We start from the raw sequence: 15,188 nt of genomic DNA on the forward strand, positions 1-15,188 counted from the left end.
ATCGGGTGTCACCGAGCTCGGGATGTCGCCTGTGAAGAAATGCATCAATCATTTACATTCACGGCACCTGCCAGAAGGTGTTCCCGAGCGCGTAGACGTAGTGGATCCAGGTCCATTGACCGGCGAGACAGGCGAGGAGAACCGCCAGACGCCACAGCCGGGATCGCGGAACCGCCACCGCTCCCCACAGCGGACTCAGCGGGAGCAGCAGCCGGAACGTGCTCGACTGCGGGAAGAAGACCGCGAGGAGATACAGCAGATAACTGGCGCTCCAGAGCCTCAGATCGGCGCCCAGCGCGCGCACTCTGCGCGCGTAGAGGAGCACGATGCCGGCCGCCACGACGAGAAGAGCCAGGGCGATCGGACCCCAGGACTGCGGCATCCCCCACTGCCCGAACCAGAACTGGGATGCCTGAACCCACCCCTCGAAGGGGATGAAGCCCTCGACGCCGCCGATGATCCAGTTCGAGCGCCAGGCGAGTTCGGTCGCGAGATAGGCTCCGGCATCTCCCGTGGCGATGCCGGCGATCACCTGCCAGGCGAAGCCGCATGCCGTCGCGAGGGCGCCCGCCGCGACGATGTGAAGGATCTCCCTGCTCGGCAGCGGGTCGCTCCGGCGATGGATCCACCGCAGGATGCCGTGCAGGCCGAGGTAGAGCGCGAAGGCGAGCACCCCGGGTCGGGTGAACGCCATCAGCGGGATCAGCAGATACAGCAGCGCATATCGTCGGCGGGCGACCGCGTCGAGCGACAGGAACAGAAGCAGGAGGAACAGCGTCTCGGCGTATCCCACCTGGAACATCGCGGCGATCGGTCCCGCCGCGAAGAAGATCACAGCCCAGGTCGCGGCCGAACGACCGATCCTGTCGCGCAGCAGACGGTGCAGCACGAGGCACGCGAAGTACCCGGCCACCAGCGAGATCAGGAAGGCTCCCGCTCCCCAGGACCCGAACGGAAGGCCCACGATCTTCGCCGCATATGCATACAGGGGCATGAACGCCCAGGTGTTCTCCGCGACATCGCCGGAATCGGTGAGCGGCAGCGTCGTCGGGTATCCGAAGTCGGCGACCGACCAGTACCACTGCGCATCCCAGCCGAGCACGAAGGTCCCGAGTCCCGGCTGCGCCCCGAAGCGCGACAGAGACGTGGACTGGGTCGCGGCGACGATCAGGAAGGCGGTCGTGACCAGGCGCGCGACCACATAGATCACCGCGATGCGCGCCGCATGCGGGACGTGCGCCCAGCGGCGCGCCGCGATCAGTGCGAGGTGAGCCATGCGCGCAGTCCGCGCTCGACGGCGTCGATCTGGGCGAGCGGCACCCGCTCCTCGTCGTGGTGAGCGAGGTGCGGATCCCCCGGTCCGTAGTTCACCGCAGGGATGCCGAGAGCCGAGAACCGGGCGACGTCGGTCCAGCCGTACTTCGGCTGCGGCACCGCGCCGACCGCCTCGACGAACTGCTTCGCGATCGGCGCGTCCAGACCGGGACGCGCGCCTTCGGCGGCATCCGTGATCTCGACGTCGAACCCGGCGAGCACGCTGCGGATGTGCTCCTCGGCTTCAGCGGCCGATGCGCTCGGTGCGAACCGGTAGTTGACCTCGACCTCGCACGCGTCGGGGATGACGTTGCCGGCGACGCCCCCGGCGATGCGCACCGCGCTGAGGCTCTCCCGGTACAGCAGCCCCTCGACCTCGACCTCGCGCGCCCGGTACTCGGCGAGACGGGAGAGGATCGGCGCCGCCTTGTGGATCGCGTTCTCGCCGATCCACGCTCTCGCCGCGTGGGCGCGGACGCCGTGGGTGCGCACGACGGCGCGCAGCGTGCCGTTGCATCCGCCCTCGACCTCGCCGTTCGACGGCTCACCCAGGATCGCGAAGTCGGCGGCGAAGAGCTCGGGGCGATCGGCGGCCAGCAGCGCGAGGCCGTTCTTCGACGCCTCGACCTCCTCGTTGTCGTACCACATCCACGTGATGTCGACGACGGGATCGGACAGCTCGGCGGCGAGCTTCAGCTGGACGGCCGTGCCCGCCTTCATGTCGACGGTGCCTCTGCCCCACAGGTAGGGCTGCCCGTCGAGCTCGATGTCCTTCGTCGGAACGTTCCCATTGATCGGCACGGTGTCGATGTGGCCGGCGATCGCCACGCGCTGCGCGCGACCGAGATCGGTGCGGGCGACGATCGTGTTGCCGTGGCGGATCACTTCGAGGTGTCCGTACGCGGAGATCGCCGCCTCGATCTCATCGGCGAGGGTCTTCTCATCACCCGAGACGCTGGGGATGTCGCAGATCGCGCGAGTGAGTTCGACGGAGGACGCGGTCAGATCGAGCACCATGTCACCAGCCTACTCAGCGCGGCATCCACGAGAACTCGGGGCGACACATGCGAGAACCGCCCGGCCGATGGACGCTACCGTTGAAGGCATGACTGACGCGCGCACGGTATGGGGTACTGGTCTCACGACGATCGCCGGAGACGGCACCGTTCTGGACGCCTGGTTCCCCGAGGTCGGCACGGGGACGCCGGATGCCGGCGACACCGCGGCCGGACTGATCACGTTCGAGGCGCTGGCGGGTCCGGACGAGCGTCGCAACGTGACCGTCGAGACCGTTCACCTCGTGATCGACCTCGATGCGGCGCCGACCTCGACGGCCGATGCCTACCTTCGTCTGCACGCCCTCTCGCACCTCGTGGTGCGCCCGAACGAGCTCAACCTCGACGGCATCTTCGCCCACCTCCCGAACGTCGCCTGGACCAACGCCGGTCCCGTGCACCCCGACGACGCCAACCGGCTGCGTCCGCTGCTGCAGCGCGCGGGCATCCAGGTCGCCGGGCTCGACAAGTTCCCGCGTCTGACCGACTACGTGCAGCCCGCAGGCGTCCGCATCGCGGATGCCTCCCGCGTGCGCCTCGGCGCGCACCTCTCCCCCGGCACCACCGTGATGCACGAGGGCTTCGTGAACTTCAACGCCGGCACTCTCGGCGCGTCGATGGTCGAGGGACGCATCTCGCAGGGCGTCGTCGTCGGCGACGGCAGCGACATCGGCGGGGGCGCGTCGATCATGGGCACGCTCTCCGGCGGCGGCGCGCACCGCGTCTCGATCGGTGCGCGCACCCTGCTCGGTGCGAACGCCGGCATCGGCATCTCCCTCGGCGACGACTGCGTGGTCGAGGCGGGTCTCTACGTCACCGCCGGCACGAAGATCGTCCTCGTCGACGGCCCCGTGACCGCCGACGGCACGAAGAAGACCGTCAAGGGCGCCGACCTCTCCGGTCAGGACGGCCTCCTCTTCCGGCGCAACTCGCTGAGCGGGGCGGTCGAGGCCGTACGCCGCACCGGCGTCGGCGTCACGCTCAACGAGGCCCTGCACGCCTGAAACTCGACGCCCGAGACGACGCGACGCGCTGATACGGCGCGCGCTCAGCTCACGCCGCCCGGTCACTGATAGACTGGGCGGCGTTGCTCGTACCGCCAGTCGAGCGACGTCGTCGTCGTAACGGGGTCTCCGAGGACCGAAGCGAGCAGAGGTCTGCTCCCACAACCAGCAATCAGCCTGGCCTTTTCGAACGGCGAACCGATGCGCTGTCTGCGCCGTCGCCCACCTCATACCCACCTTTATCAGGCTCGCCGTCATACGTGCGCCCTACGGAGCTTTTCTCTATGCCTTCTTTCCTTGATCTCGGCGTGCCCGCCGAACTCGCCGCCGTTCTCGCCGCCTCAGGCAAGACCGAGGCGTTCGCCATCCAGCGCGACACCCTTCCCGACTCCCTCGCCGGACGCGACCTGCTCGGCCGCGGACGCACGGGCAGCGGCAAGACCATCGCCTTCGCCCTGCCTCTCGTCGCCCGCCTCGCCGCCTCCGGCGGCAAGCGCCGCTCCGGCCTCCCGCGCGGTCTGGTGCTCGCACCGACGCGCGAGCTCGCCACCCAGATCGCCGCGACCGTCGCCCCGCTCGCCGAAGCCGCCGGCCTCTCCGTCACGACCGTCTTCGGCGGCGTCAGCCAGCGTCCGCAGGAGCAGGCGCTGCGCGGCGGCGTCGACATCGTCGTGGCCTGCCCCGGCCGCCTCGAAGACCTCATGAAGCAGCAGGTCGTGCGCCTCAGCGCGATCGAGGTCACCGTGCTCGACGAGGCCGACCACATGGCCGACCTCGGCTTCCTGCCCGGCGTCACCCGCATCCTCCAGGCGACGCCCGCCGGTGGACAGCGCCTGCTGTTCAGCGCGACGCTGGACCGTGGCATCGACAGCCTCGCCCGCCGCTTCCTCTCGAACCCGGTCAGCCACGAGGTCGACGAGGAGAGCGTGCCGGTCGGCGAGATGACGCACCGCGTGCTCGTCGTCGACTCCACCGAGAACAAGACCACGCTCGTGCGCGACCTCGCGTCGGGCACCGGCCGCCGCATCCTCTTCACCCGCACCAAGCACCAGGCGAAGAAGCTCGCCAAGCAGCTCACCGCCGCGGGCATCCCCGCGGTCGATCTGCACGGCAACCTGTCGCAGAACGCGCGTGAGCGCAACCTGGGCGCGTTCTCCTCCGACCCGGTTGACGGCGGAGTGCGCGTGCTCGTCGCGACCGATGTCGCCGCACGCGGCGTGCACGTCGACAACGTCGACCTGGTCGTCCACGTCGACCCTCCCATGGAGCACAAGGCGTACCTGCACCGCTCAGGCCGCACGGCTCGCGCCGGCGCCGCGGGCACCGTCGTGACCGTCGTGCTGCCCGAGCAGCGCCGTGACGTGAAGGACCTCCTGCGCAAGGCCGCGATCACGGCCCCGCTCGAGGAGCTCACGACGGCCGCCGTCACCGAGCTCGTCCCGGAGCGCGCGCCGCATGTGCGCCCCGCACCGGTGCAGCAGCAGCAGCGTCAGGCGCCCAAGCAGCGCCCGGCCGGCGGCGAGAAGAGCGGCGCGGCGAACCCGCCCGCCCGTCGCCGTCGTCGCAGCTCAGGCAGCGGCGCGGGTGGCCAGGGCCAGCCCGCCGGCGCCCGCCAGGGCGGCCAGCGCCAGTCGCAGGGCGGCCAGCGCCGCGGCGGCGCGCCCCGTCAGGGTCGCTGACCCGCACCCTTCCGCATCGACGCCCCATCTGGCCGTCGACGCCCCGCCTGACAGACGTCAGCGCGATGGGGCGTCGACGCGCAGGTGGGGCGTCGGCGTCTGCCCGGGAAGGGGCACGGGCAGGGCCGGGTCAATGCTGTACGGCCGCGAGGACGGCCGGGTCGGAGCATCCGCTCACGAACCCGGCGAGCCTGCGCCTGATCTCGACGCCGAGGACGCGGGCGCCGATCCACTCGGCCACGGGAGCCAGCCAGCGGGGCCGGCAGGAGAAGTTGTACTTCCAGACCGCGAGCGTCCCCTCCGGGACTTCGGTGAAGCGCCATCCGCCTCCGAGCTTCTCGAAGAACCACGGACCGCGCTCCATCACCATGCCGACGTTGGTCGGCGGAGCGTAGGAGACGTAGCGGCTCACCATGCCGAAGCCGAAGCGCTGGCGGGTGAAAGTCCGCACGCCCTTGGCTGCGGCATCCGCCCCGTCGAGGAGATGCTGCTCGCTGATGAAGCGATCCCAGCGTCGCCGTACGGCTCCCGTCGTCTGCGACACCGCGAACGCCGTCGCTGGATCGACCGGAACGATCGCCTCCGCGCTGACGACGGGCATCGCGGTCGGCGGCTCAGCGGGTCTGGAACGTGCGCTCGGGAGACCCTGTGTAGAGCTGCTGCGGGCGACCGATCTTCGTCTGCGGGTCGAGCTGGAGCTCGCGCCACTGCGCAAGCCATCCGGGAAGGCGGCCGATCGCGAACAGCACGGTGAACATCCGCGTCGGGAAGCCCATCGCCTTGTAGATCACGCCCGTGTAGAAGTCGACGTTCGGGTAGAGACGCCGTTCCTTGAAGTAGTCGTCGGCGAGGGCGATCTCCTCGAGCTCCTGCGCCAGGTCGAGCAGCGGATCGGTCACGCCGAGCTCGGCGAGCACCTCGCCGGCGGCTTCCTTGACGAGCTTCGCGCGCGGGTCGTAGTTCTTGTAGACCCGGTGCCCGAAGCCCATCAGCTTCACGCCCTCTTCCTTGTTCTTCACCCGGTCGACGAAGCGCGACACGCTCTGGCCGGAGTCGCGGATCTGGCCGAGCATGGTGAGGACGGCCTCGTTCGCTCCGCCGTGCAGCGGGCCGGACAGGGCCTGGATGCCGGCGGAGATCGACGCGAACTGGTTCGCTCCGGTCGATCCGACGAGGCGGACGGTCGAGGTCGATGCGTTCTGCTCGTGGTCCTCGTGGAGGATGAGCAGCAGCTCGAGGGCCTTCGACATGACCGGGTTGACCTGGTACTCCTCGGAGTGCACCCCGAAGTTGAGCTTGAGGAAGTTCTCGACGAAGCCGAGCGAGTTGTCGGGGTAGAGGAACGCCTGCCCGACGCTCTTCTTGTGCGCGTACGCCGCGATCACGGGCAGCTTGGCGAGCATGCGGACCATGTTCAGCTCGACGTGCTCGGGGTTGTGCGGATCGGTCTGGCCCTCGTAGTAGGTCGAGAGGGCGGCCACCGCCGAGGACAGCACGGACATCGGGTGCGCGGTGTGCGGCAGCGCGGAGAAGAAGCGCTTGAGATCCTCGTGCAGAAGGGTGTGGCGACGGATCTTCTCGTCGAACTCCGCGAGCTCGGATGCCGAGGGGAGCTCGCCGTAGATGAGCAGCCAGGCGACCTCGAGATAGCTGGTCTGCCCCGCGAGCTGCTCGATCGGGTAGCCGCGATAGCGCAGGATGCCCTTGTCGCCGTCGATGAAGGTGATGGCGGACTTCGTGGACGCGGTGTTGACGAATCCGTAGTCGAGTCCGGTGTAGCCCGTCTGGCGGGTCAGGGTCGAGAAATCGATGCTGTCGTGTCCTGCGGTGCCTCGCACCACGGGGAATTCTGCGGTGGTCTCACCGATCGTCAGCTTCGCCGTAGCCTGCTGCTCTGCCCCTGCGCTCACGCGGGCCTCCTCAAGGGTGTTGATCAAGCCGGAAGTGGCGATGTCACGGCGCACAGCGCCAGGTCGGGTCACGACCGAATCGCCTTTACAGCCTAGTAGCCGCCATGACCAACTGTGACATCCGCCAAAAGGACAGCGGACTTCGAGGGAGAACCTACAGATTCTCACCATTCAGGCGACGAGCGGCCTCCAGGATGCGATCCGTCGGAGCCGTCAGCGCGAGCCGGATGTGATCGCCGGAGTGGGCGCCGTAGAACGGACCGGGGCCGGCGAGGATGCCGAGACCGGCCAGACGGTCCATGCTCTCCCAGGCGTCACGCCCCTCGGTCGCCCAGAGGTACAGACCCGCCTCGGATCCGTCGACGCGGAAGCCTGCGGCCTCCAGCGCTGGACGAAGCGCGTCACGACGGGTGCGGTACAGCTCCTTCTGCAGGCGGACGTGCTCTTCATCGCCCAGAGCCACGGCCATGGCGTGCTGCACCGGCGCCGGCGGCATGAGACCGAGATGCTTGCGGGCGGTGAGCAGCTCCCCCACGATGCGCGCGCATCCGGCCACGAAGGCCGCTCGATAGCCCGCGAGATTGGACTGCTTGCTCAGGGAGTAGACGCTGAGCAGATTCGCCCGGCTTCCCCCCGTCACACGGGGGTCGAGGATCGAGGGGATCGGCTCACTCGCCCAGCGTCCGTCCCAGCCGAGCTCCGCGTAGCACTCGTCGCTGGCGAGAACGGCGCCCAGCTCGCGCGCGCGGTCGACGGCGACGCGCAGCTCCTCGACCGTCCAGGTGCGGCCGTCGGGGTTGCCCGGGGAGTTGATCCAGATGAGCTTCGCACCCTCGGGCCATTCCGCGGGGTCGTCGAGGGCGACAGGGGTCGCTCCGGCCACCCGGGCACCCACCTCGTACGTCGGGTACGCGATACGCGGATGCACGACGATGTCGCCGTCGCCGAGTCCGAGCAGCGTCGGCAGCAGCGCCACCAGCTCCTTGGAGCCGATCGTCGGGAGGACGTTCGCGACGGTCAGGTCGCTCACTCCGCGGCGTCGGGAGTACCAGTCGACGATCGCCTCGCGCAGCGCGGGGGTGCCGACGGTCTGCGGGTAGGCGTGCGCGTCCGTGGCCTCCGCCAACGCCCTGCGCACGATCTCGGGCGTCGGATCGACCGGGGAACCGATGGAGAGGTCGACGATGCCGCGTGGATGCTGCGCTGCCCTGTCGCGGTAGGGGACGACCGCATCCCAGGGGTAATCAGCCAGGTCGCGGACGCTCACCGGCTACTCGCCCTGCGGCGGGAGGGCCGAGATGATGGGGTGATCGTGCGCGATGACTCCGACCTTGGCGGCGCCGCCGGGCGAGCCGATCTCGTCGAAGAACTCGACGTTGGCCTTGTAGTAATCCTGCCACTCCTCGGGCAGGTCGTCCTCGTAGTAGATCGCCTCCACGGGGCACACCGGCTCGCAGGCGCCGCAGTCGACGCACTCGTCGGGGTGGATGTACAGCGAGCGTTCACCCTCGTAGATGCAGTCAACGGGGCACTCGTCGATGCAGGCACGATCCTTCACATCGACGCACGGAAGGGCGATCACATACGTCACGGGATCAGTCTACGCGCGCGCGTCCGCCTCGGTGCGCACCGGGAGGCGCCGGAAAGAGGGCCACGCCACGGTGAGCAGCACCAGACCGGCGACGATGTAGATCCACACCTGACCGGCCGGCGTGTTCTGGACGACCACGGATCCGCCGGGGCCGACGCCGGAGATCAGCATCAGCATCCCGACCATCCCGAGTCCGGCCGCGACCGTGGCCGCACGGTCATGCGTGAGGGCGCGGATGCCGATCAGGATCGATCCGCAGGCGATCGTGCCGATGATGATCCCGATCGGGACGGGGCCCCACATCACGCTGTGGGCGATGGTCCCGGCGACGCCGAAGACACCGCCGACCATCGCCGCGGCGATCCACGACACGATCTTCGAGAGCCACTTCACCCCTCGATCCTACGCGCGCACCCTATGGACGCACGGGCGCGGCTCAGGCGGCGAGGCCCGTGAGGCGCAGCAGCGCGGCGACGAGCGCCGCCGCGAACACCACGACGAGGAACGACTGCCGCAACCACAGCAGCCCGGCGGCGACCAGGAGTGCGGGCACCCGCGCGTCGACGACGACCGCCTGCCCGGCTCCCAGCGTCTGGACCGCGACGAGGGCGGCGAGCAGGGCGACCGTGAGCAGATCGGAGATGCGGGCGGGACGCGGCTCCTCGAGCACCCGGGGAGGCACCAGATACCCCGCGGCTTTCAGGGCGAGGCAGATGATGGCGGCGAGCAGAATCGCGCCCCACAGGCTCATGTGCCGGCCTCCGCACGCGGGGCGGGCGCGCTGAACCAGTTGAACCAGCCGACCAGGATCGCGACGAGGGCGGCGACCAGCACGGGGAGCCCCGGCATGATGAACGGGGTGAGGGATGCCGCGACCACGGCCGCGGCGGCGCCCACCGCGATGGCCTGGCGCTGCTTCAGCCGGGGCCACAGGAGTGCGAGGAATGCGGCGGCCGCCGCGGCATCCAGCCCCCACGCCCGGGGATCGCCGAGAACGTCTCCGACGAGCGCGCCGATGAGCGTGGTGACGTTCCAGCCGGCGAAGATGCCGATGCCCGTCACCCAGAACCCGATCCGTCGCAGCCGAGGATCGCTCTGCGAGATCGCGACGGCGGTCGACTCGTCGATCGTGAAGTGCGCGGCCGAGGCGCGATGCATCGCTCCCCCGCCGATGATCGGCGACATCCGCATGCCGTAGGCGACGTTGCGCACACCCAGCAGTGCGGCCGAGGCGACGGCGGACGGCAGAGCGGAGAGTCCGCCGGCGGCGAAGACCCCGACGAAGGCGAACTGCGAGCCGCCGGTGAACATCAGCAGGCTCAGCACACAGGCCTGCCAGACATCAAGGCCTGCCGCCACCGCGAGGGCTCCGAACGAGATGCCGTAGGCACTGGTCGCGAGCACGACCCCGAGCGCCTCCCGCCACACCTCGCGCTCGGCGCTCACGGAGACACCGTTCGATCTGATGAACACATGAACATCATTCTGAACACGCCAGGGCGCATAGTCAAGCGAACGATCGTTTGACATGATGAACACATGGAAGATCTGCGCACCCGCATCGCACGGACCCTGCGTCGAGAGCGGGAGGCCGCGGGGATCTCCGTCTCCGAGCTCGCACGTCGCGCCGGCGTATCGAAGGCCACGGTGTCGCAGCTCGAGAGCGGGGCGGGCAATCCGAGCGTCGAGACGCTGTGGGCGCTCGGCGTGGCGCTCGGGGTGCCGTTCGCCGTGCTCGTCGACCAGCAGTCGCACGCTCCCACCCTGATCCGCGCCGACGACCTCGCCGGGGTGCCGTCATCGGCGGCCGCCTACAGCGCGACACTGCTCTCGGCGAGCCCGCCCGGTGCGCGCCGGGACATCTACCTGATCAAGGCCGAACCTGGAGACGCCAGGAGGTCCGACCCGCATCACCCCGGCACCATCGAGCACGTCGTCCTCATGACGGGTCGGGCACAGGTCGGGCCGGCCGAGGACCCCGTGCTCCTGAACCCCGGCGACTACCTCACCTACCCCGGCGACGCCCCGCACGTCTTCGAAGCGGTCGCCGCGGGCACCAGCGCCGTCCTCATCTCCGAGCTGCGCTGACCCCGGGTCATCGCGAAGGGCGGGCGCCTGCACGAGGCACCCGCCCTTTGCGGCGGTAAGCGCGGCTCACGCAAGCCGCGCGACTCGCGATCAGTACCAGTTGGTGGCCTGGGAGTGGCCCCAGGCACTGCACGGCGTCCCGTACACGGAGGAGATGTAGCCGAGGCCCCAGGCGATCTGCGTGGCGGCATTGGTCTGCCAGTCGGAGCCCGCGGAGGCCATCTTGCTCCCCGGCAGGGCCTGCGGGATGCCCGTGGCGCCCGACGGGTTGTGGGCCTGGTAGTTCCAGCTCGACTCCTTGTTCCACAGCGAGCTGAGGCAGGAGAACTGGTCCGCTCCCCAGCCGTACTGGCTCGCGGCCATCGACTGGGCAGTGGCCTTCGCCCCGTCAGGGGTGTTCGCCGCTGCGAGGGCCGCTGCCGCCGCGGCTGCCTGCTCCGCTGCCGCGCGGGCCGCATCCTCCGCAGCCTTCTTCTCCTGGGCCGCGGAGAACGCGGACTGCAGGCTGGCCGTCGCGGCGACGACCTCGTCCGTCTCCTGGACGAGGTCGGCCGAGCGCACGGCGAGGATCATCGGCGGCATGACGTCGCGCTCCTTGAGCGCATCGATGCCGTCCCGGAGCTCGCTCGTGTCGACGGTCGCATCGATCGGACCGACATCGAGACCCGACGACACGACGTCGGCCGCGAGATTCTCGGCCGCGGTCACGGCGCCTCGCGCCTCCACGAGCGACGTGGAGGCCTCGTCGGCGATCTTCGCCAGCGGTACGGTGCCGGGGATCAGCTGGGCCGCTGCCGGGGCCGGTGCGCCGTTCTCGGCTCCGGCTGCCGATGCGGAGGTGAACCCCACCGTCAGGGCGATCCCGAGGATCGCGGCGGTCGCGGCGCCGAAGAGCAGGGTCGGGCGGCGGGAGGTGACGGCAGCTCGGGCGGATGCCGCTGCGGCGGCGCGCTGAAGCGCACGGGTGTTCTGAAGCATGAAGAGGTCGACTTTCGGGTCGTCGTACGCCCTCGCAGGAGACTCATCGGGAGCTCGTCCCAGGCGCAAGTCTTCGAGTCTGTACGCGCTTCCTGAACGAAAAATCTGTCCGACCTGGACAATTCATGAGAAAAGGGCCCCGTACGCGCCATCTCGGCGGTACGGGGCCCTTTCGTGGAGGTGCTGGCTAGCGACCTCGCAGGCTATTCTCAGGTGTTCGCGTCCTGACGCTTGAGGCGAGAGGTCTCGCGGCCGCGCACGGTCTGGTCGAGGATCACCTTGCGGATGCGAACGCTCTCCGGAGTCACCTCGACGCATTCGTCGTCACGCGCGAACTCCAGGCTCTCCTCGAGGGTCAGCAGACGCGGAGGCGTCATCGACTCGAAGTTGTCGGCGTTCGCCGAGCGCATGTTGGTGAGCTTCTTCTCCTTGGTGATGTTCACGTCCATGTCGTCTGCACGCGAGTTCTCACCGATGACCATGCCCTCGTAGACCTCCTGCGTGGGCTGCACGAAGAAGGACATGCGCTCCTGCAGCGCGATCATCGCGAACGGCGTCACGACGCCCTGGCGGTCGGCGACGATCGAGCCGTTCTGGCGCGTGGTGATCTGCCCTGCCCACGGCTCGTACCCGTGCGAGATCGCGTTCGCGATGCCGGTGCCGCGGGTCGTGGTGAGGAACTCGCTGCGGAAGCCGATGAGGCCGCGCGACGGGACGATGAACTCCATGCGCACCCAGCCGGTGCCGTGGTTGGTCATGTTCTCCATGCGGCCCTTGCGGTTCGCGAGGAGCTGCGTGATCGCACCGAGGTGCTCTTCCGGCGTGTCGATCGTGAGGTGCTCGAACGGCTCGTAGGTCTTGCCGTCGATCTTCTTGGTGACCACCTGCGGCTTGCCGACGGTGAGCTCGAAGCCCTCGCGGCGCATGTTCTCGACGAGGATGGCGAGGGCCAGTTCTCCGCGGCCCTGAACCTCCCACGCGTCGGGGCGGCCGATGTCGACGACCTTCAGCGAGACGTTGCCGATCAGCTCCTTGTCAAGGCGGTCCTTCACCATGCGAGCGGTGAGCTTGTGCCCCTTGACCTTGCCCATGAGCGGCGACGTGTTCGTGCCGATGGTCATGGAGATGGCGGGGTCGTCGACCGTGATCGCCGGGAGAGGACGGACGTCATCCGGGTCGGCGATGGTCTCGCCGATGGTGATGTTCTCGAAGCCGGCGATGGCGACGATGTCGCCGGGGCCCGCGGACTCGGCCGGGTAGCGCTCGAGGGCGCGGGTCTTCAGCAGCTCGGTGATGCGGGCGTTGCTGGTGGTGCCGTCGGCGCGCACCCAGGCGACCGTCTGGCCCTTCTTGAGCGTGCCGTTGAAGACGCGCAGGAGGGCGAGGCGGCCGAGGAACGGGCTGGAGTCGAGGTTGGTGACCCAGGCCTGCAGCGGAGCCTCGTCGTCGTACGCTGGAGCCGGCACGTGCTCGAGGATCGCCTCGAACAGCGGCTCGAGGTCGTCGTTGTCGGGCAGCGAGCCGTCGGCGGGACGGTTCTGCGACGCGGCGCCGGCACGACCGGACGCGTACACGACCGGCACGTCGAGCAGGGCGTCGACGTCGAGGTCGGGCACGTCGTCGACGAGGTCGGATGCCAGCCCCAGCAGCAGGTCGTGGGCCTCCTCCTCGACCTCCGCGATGCGGGCGTCGGGGCGGTCGGTCTTGTTGACCAGGAGGATGACGGGGAGCTTGGACTCGAGAGCCTTGCGCAGGACGAAGCGGGTCTGCGGCAGCGGCCCCTCGCTCGCGTCGACGAGCAGCACGACGCCGTCGACCATGGACAGGCCGCGCTCGACCTCGCCGCCGAAGTCGGCGTGGCCGGGGGTGTCGATCACGTTGATCGTGATCTCCTTGCCGTCGGCGTGCTTGCCCTTGTACGTGATCGCCGTGTTCTTGGCGAGGATCGTGATGCCCTTCTCACGTTCGAGGTCGTTGGAGTCCATCGCGCGTTCCTCGACGTGCGAGTGCTCGCCGAACGAGCCCGTCTGGCGGAGCATCGCGTCGACGAGAGTGGTCTTGCCGTGGTCGACGTGAGCGACGATTGCGACGTTGCGGAGGTCTGAACGGAGGGCGTGCGCCATGCAGGAATCCTAAGAAGGTGGTGGGAAACGCCGGGAACCCGACGTTCCAGGATACCGTATGCGCGCAGCCGGTTCCTGAGCGCACGTCGTACGATCGGGGGCGTGACCAGCGTCGACCCGTCCCGCACCCCCTCTCGCGCCCGCATCTGGTGGGAGATCGCCATCGTGCTCGGCCTCGGTCTCGGCCAGTCCGCGGTCTACGCGGTCGTGCAGCTGGCCTACCGTCTGACCGACTCCACTCCCCTCGCGGATCAGACGGCGACGCTGAACCCCTCGCGAAGCGACCGCGAGGTCTTCGACCTCGTCTATCAGGTCCTGTCGATCGGATTCTCGCTGGTCCCCGTGATCCTGGTGTGCTTCCTCCTGTGGCAGAGCTCGCGCCCGCACCTGGGTCGGCTCGGCCTCGACGGCACCAGGATCGGACGGGATGCCGGGCGCGGCATCCTGCTCGTCGTGGCGATCGGCGTCCCCGGTCTCGCTCTGTACCTCGTCGGGCGCGCGAGCGGACTCTTCGTCGCCGTCGACCCCGGAGGGCTCGACGCCTACTGGTGGACGGTCCCTGTGCTGCTTCTCTCCGCCGCGCGAGCGGCGCTGCAGGAGGAGTTCGTCGTGCTCGGCTACCTCTTCGCTCGGCTGAAGCAGCTCGGCTGGGGACCGTGGACGATCGTCCTGGCGACCTCGGCCCTGCGTGCCAGCTACCACCTCTACCAGGGGCCGGGCGCCTTCATCGGCAACTTCGCGATGGGCCTGCTCTTCGGCTGGCTGTTCCAGCGCACCGGGCGCCTGCTGCCGTTCCTCGTGGCGCACTTCGCCATCGACGCGACCGTCTTCGTCGGCTACCCCTGGGCGGCCACCACCTGGCCCGCGCTATTCGGCCTGCCCGGCTGAGCTCGGGTGTCAGGAGTTCGCGATGAGGACCGATGCGACGGCCCAGACGACGATCGCTCCGAGGGCGATGAGCGCCCGCAGGTCCCAGGACCGGACGATCGGAGCATCCGCTTCGAAGGATGCGGTGCGCCACAGCGCGGTGATGTCGGCGAGGTCGTGCTCGCCCCCACGGGGCGGCGTGGGGTCGTCTTCGCGCATCCTGCTGCGCCGCGGACGGGATCGTGCAGGACCGCCGTAGCAGGAGGTCTTGCTCCCGTCCTCGAAGGTGAACTCGAGCTGCCAGCGCAGATCGATGTCCTTCACACGGCTCCAGCCGAACGAGGTGCGCCGCAGCATGTTATGCACGGAGGCGCCGAGATCGTCGACCTGCACGCGGGACACGAAGCTGATCTCGTACAGGACCCACAGCGCCAGCAGCACCCAGGGTGCGAGCAGCGCCGCTTGCGCCCAGCCTGCGCGGACGACGGCGTCGCCGAGCAGGAAGAGCGCGATCAGCCCCGCGAGGACGAGGGTCACGGGCCCGGAGAGCGGACGGAAGGTCCGCCCGCTCTCCGAACC

16 protein-coding genes are annotated in these 15,188 nt (G+C 69.3%); 4 read left to right on the top strand and 12 right to left on the bottom strand.

The genetic code is table 11. The annotated features are described in order from the left end of the window. Window positions 1–58: 58 nt before the first annotated feature. Both CQ047_RS01645 and dapE read right to left on the bottom strand, forming a co-directional pair. Complete coding sequence (locus tag CQ047_RS01645) at window positions 59–1,276, bottom strand: hypothetical protein (protein ID WP_105672531.1); 1,218 nt, start codon at window positions 1,274–1,276, stop codon at window positions 59–61. Beyond that, window positions 1,258–2,331 carry a succinyl-diaminopimelate desuccinylase gene (dapE, locus tag CQ047_RS01650; RefSeq protein ID WP_105672532.1) on the bottom strand — a complete coding sequence of 358 codons (1,074 nt, stop codon included), beginning with the start codon at window positions 2,329–2,331 and terminating at the stop codon, window positions 1,258–1,260. The genes CQ047_RS01645 and dapE overlap by 19 nt, the downstream gene beginning before the upstream one ends. Before the next feature lie 88 nt (window positions 2,332–2,419). Here dapE and dapD point away from each other — a divergent pair, with 88 nt between their 5' ends. Continuing rightward, window positions 2,420–3,373 (top strand): 2,3,4,5-tetrahydropyridine-2,6-dicarboxylate N-succinyltransferase, encoded by a 954-nt coding sequence (gene dapD / locus CQ047_RS01655; protein WP_105672533.1) that lies wholly within the window; start codon window positions 2,420–2,422, stop codon window positions 3,371–3,373. Between the two features lie 284 nt (window positions 3,374–3,657). Continuing rightward, entirely contained in the window at window positions 3,658–5,052 is a 1,395-nt protein-coding gene (locus tag CQ047_RS01660; protein ID WP_105672534.1) for a DEAD/DEAH box helicase, read from the top strand. Between the two features lie 130 nt (window positions 5,053–5,182). Here CQ047_RS01660 and CQ047_RS01665 read toward each other — a convergent pair whose 3' ends face one another. From CQ047_RS01665 to CQ047_RS01695, 7 genes are all read right to left on the bottom strand, one after another. Beyond that, a complete protein-coding gene (locus tag CQ047_RS01665; RefSeq protein WP_105672535.1) occupies window positions 5,183–5,653 on the bottom strand; it encodes an SRPBCC family protein in 471 nt (156 codons plus the stop codon). A gap of 13 nt (window positions 5,654–5,666) precedes the next feature. Next, entirely contained in the window at window positions 5,667–6,962 is a 1,296-nt protein-coding gene (locus CQ047_RS01670) for a citrate synthase (protein WP_105672536.1), read from the bottom strand. Between the two features lie 154 nt (window positions 6,963–7,116). Further along, the gene (gene dapC / locus CQ047_RS01675; protein ID WP_105672537.1) at window positions 7,117–8,229 is read right to left on the bottom strand and encodes a succinyldiaminopimelate transaminase; all 1,113 of its coding nucleotides are present in this window, start codon (window positions 8,227–8,229) and stop codon (window positions 7,117–7,119) included. A gap of 3 nt (window positions 8,230–8,232) precedes the next feature. Continuing rightward, window positions 8,233–8,553: a ferredoxin gene (gene fdxA / locus CQ047_RS01680; protein WP_091231642.1), complete on the bottom strand. Its 321-nt coding sequence runs from the start codon at window positions 8,551–8,553 to the stop codon at window positions 8,233–8,235. 9 nt (window positions 8,554–8,562) lie between these two features. Beyond that, on the bottom strand, window positions 8,563–8,946 hold the full coding sequence (locus CQ047_RS01685; protein WP_258132434.1) for a histidinol dehydrogenase: 384 nt from the start codon (window positions 8,944–8,946) through the stop codon (window positions 8,563–8,565). Between the two features lie 43 nt (window positions 8,947–8,989). Next, a complete protein-coding gene (locus CQ047_RS01690) occupies window positions 8,990–9,304 on the bottom strand; it encodes an AzlD domain-containing protein (RefSeq protein ID WP_105672538.1) in 315 nt (104 codons plus the stop codon). Next, window positions 9,301–9,999, bottom strand: coding sequence for an AzlC family ABC transporter permease (locus CQ047_RS01695; protein ID WP_258132435.1), 699 nt, complete (start codon window positions 9,997–9,999; stop codon window positions 9,301–9,303). The genes CQ047_RS01690 and CQ047_RS01695 overlap by 4 nt, the downstream gene beginning before the upstream one ends. A gap of 93 nt (window positions 10,000–10,092) precedes the next feature. On the opposite strand from CQ047_RS01695, the gene CQ047_RS01700 reads away from it, so the two are divergent. Continuing rightward, a complete protein-coding gene (locus CQ047_RS01700) occupies window positions 10,093–10,641 on the top strand; it encodes a helix-turn-helix domain-containing protein (RefSeq protein WP_105672539.1) in 549 nt (182 codons plus the stop codon). Window positions 10,642–10,731: 90 nt separating this feature from the next. Here the strand turns inward: CQ047_RS01700 and CQ047_RS01705 are convergent, their stop codons facing one another. Next, the gene (locus CQ047_RS01705) at window positions 10,732–11,619 is read right to left on the bottom strand and encodes a phospholipase (RefSeq protein ID WP_181155801.1); all 888 of its coding nucleotides are present in this window, start codon (window positions 11,617–11,619) and stop codon (window positions 10,732–10,734) included. 209 nt (window positions 11,620–11,828) lie between these two features. Next, on the bottom strand, window positions 11,829–13,742 hold the full coding sequence (gene typA, locus CQ047_RS01710) for a translational GTPase TypA (RefSeq protein ID WP_105672540.1): 1,914 nt from the start codon (window positions 13,740–13,742) through the stop codon (window positions 11,829–11,831). 102 nt (window positions 13,743–13,844) lie between these two features. On the opposite strand from typA, the gene CQ047_RS01715 reads away from it, so the two are divergent. Next, entirely contained in the window at window positions 13,845–14,630 is a 786-nt protein-coding gene (locus CQ047_RS01715) for a CPBP family intramembrane glutamic endopeptidase (RefSeq protein WP_223586737.1), read from the top strand. Between the two features lie 9 nt (window positions 14,631–14,639). On the opposite strand, the gene CQ047_RS01720 is transcribed toward CQ047_RS01715, so the two are convergent. Further along, window positions 14,640–15,146, bottom strand: a complete 507-nt coding sequence (locus CQ047_RS01720; RefSeq protein WP_223586738.1) for a PH domain-containing protein — start codon at window positions 15,144–15,146, stop codon at window positions 14,640–14,642. Window positions 15,147–15,188: the final 42 nt, after the last annotated feature.

The organism is Microbacterium sp. MYb72 (genome assembly GCF_002979415.1).
GTDB lineage: Bacteria > Actinomycetota > Actinomycetes > Actinomycetales > Microbacteriaceae > Microbacterium > Microbacterium natoriense.

What these genes read in the sequence shown, in the direction of transcription:
- CQ047_RS01645 (WP_105672531.1), bottom strand. Translation starts at nt 1,276, where the DNA reads ATGGCTCACCTCGCACTGATCGCGGCGCGCCGCTGGGCGCACGTCCCG.
- dapE (WP_105672532.1), bottom strand. Translation starts at nt 2,331, where the DNA reads ATGGTGCTCGATCTGACCGCGTCCTCCGTCGAACTCACTCGCGCGATC.
- dapD (WP_105672533.1), top strand. Translation starts at nt 2,420, where the DNA reads ATGACTGACGCGCGCACGGTATGGGGTACTGGTCTCACGACGATCGCC.
- CQ047_RS01660 (WP_105672534.1), top strand. Translation starts at nt 3,658, where the DNA reads ATGCCTTCTTTCCTTGATCTCGGCGTGCCCGCCGAACTCGCCGCCGTT.
- CQ047_RS01665 (WP_105672535.1), bottom strand. Translation starts at nt 5,653, where the DNA reads ATGCCCGTCGTCAGCGCGGAGGCGATCGTTCCGGTCGATCCAGCGACG.
- CQ047_RS01690 (WP_105672538.1), bottom strand. Translation starts at nt 9,304, where the DNA reads ATGAGCCTGTGGGGCGCGATTCTGCTCGCCGCCATCATCTGCCTCGCC.
- CQ047_RS01700 (WP_105672539.1), top strand. Translation starts at nt 10,093, where the DNA reads ATGGAAGATCTGCGCACCCGCATCGCACGGACCCTGCGTCGAGAGCGG.
- CQ047_RS01705 (WP_181155801.1), bottom strand. Translation starts at nt 11,619, where the DNA reads ATGCTTCAGAACACCCGTGCGCTTCAGCGCGCCGCCGCAGCGGCATCC.
- typA (WP_105672540.1), bottom strand. Translation starts at nt 13,742, where the DNA reads ATGGCGCACGCCCTCCGTTCAGACCTCCGCAACGTCGCAATCGTCGCT.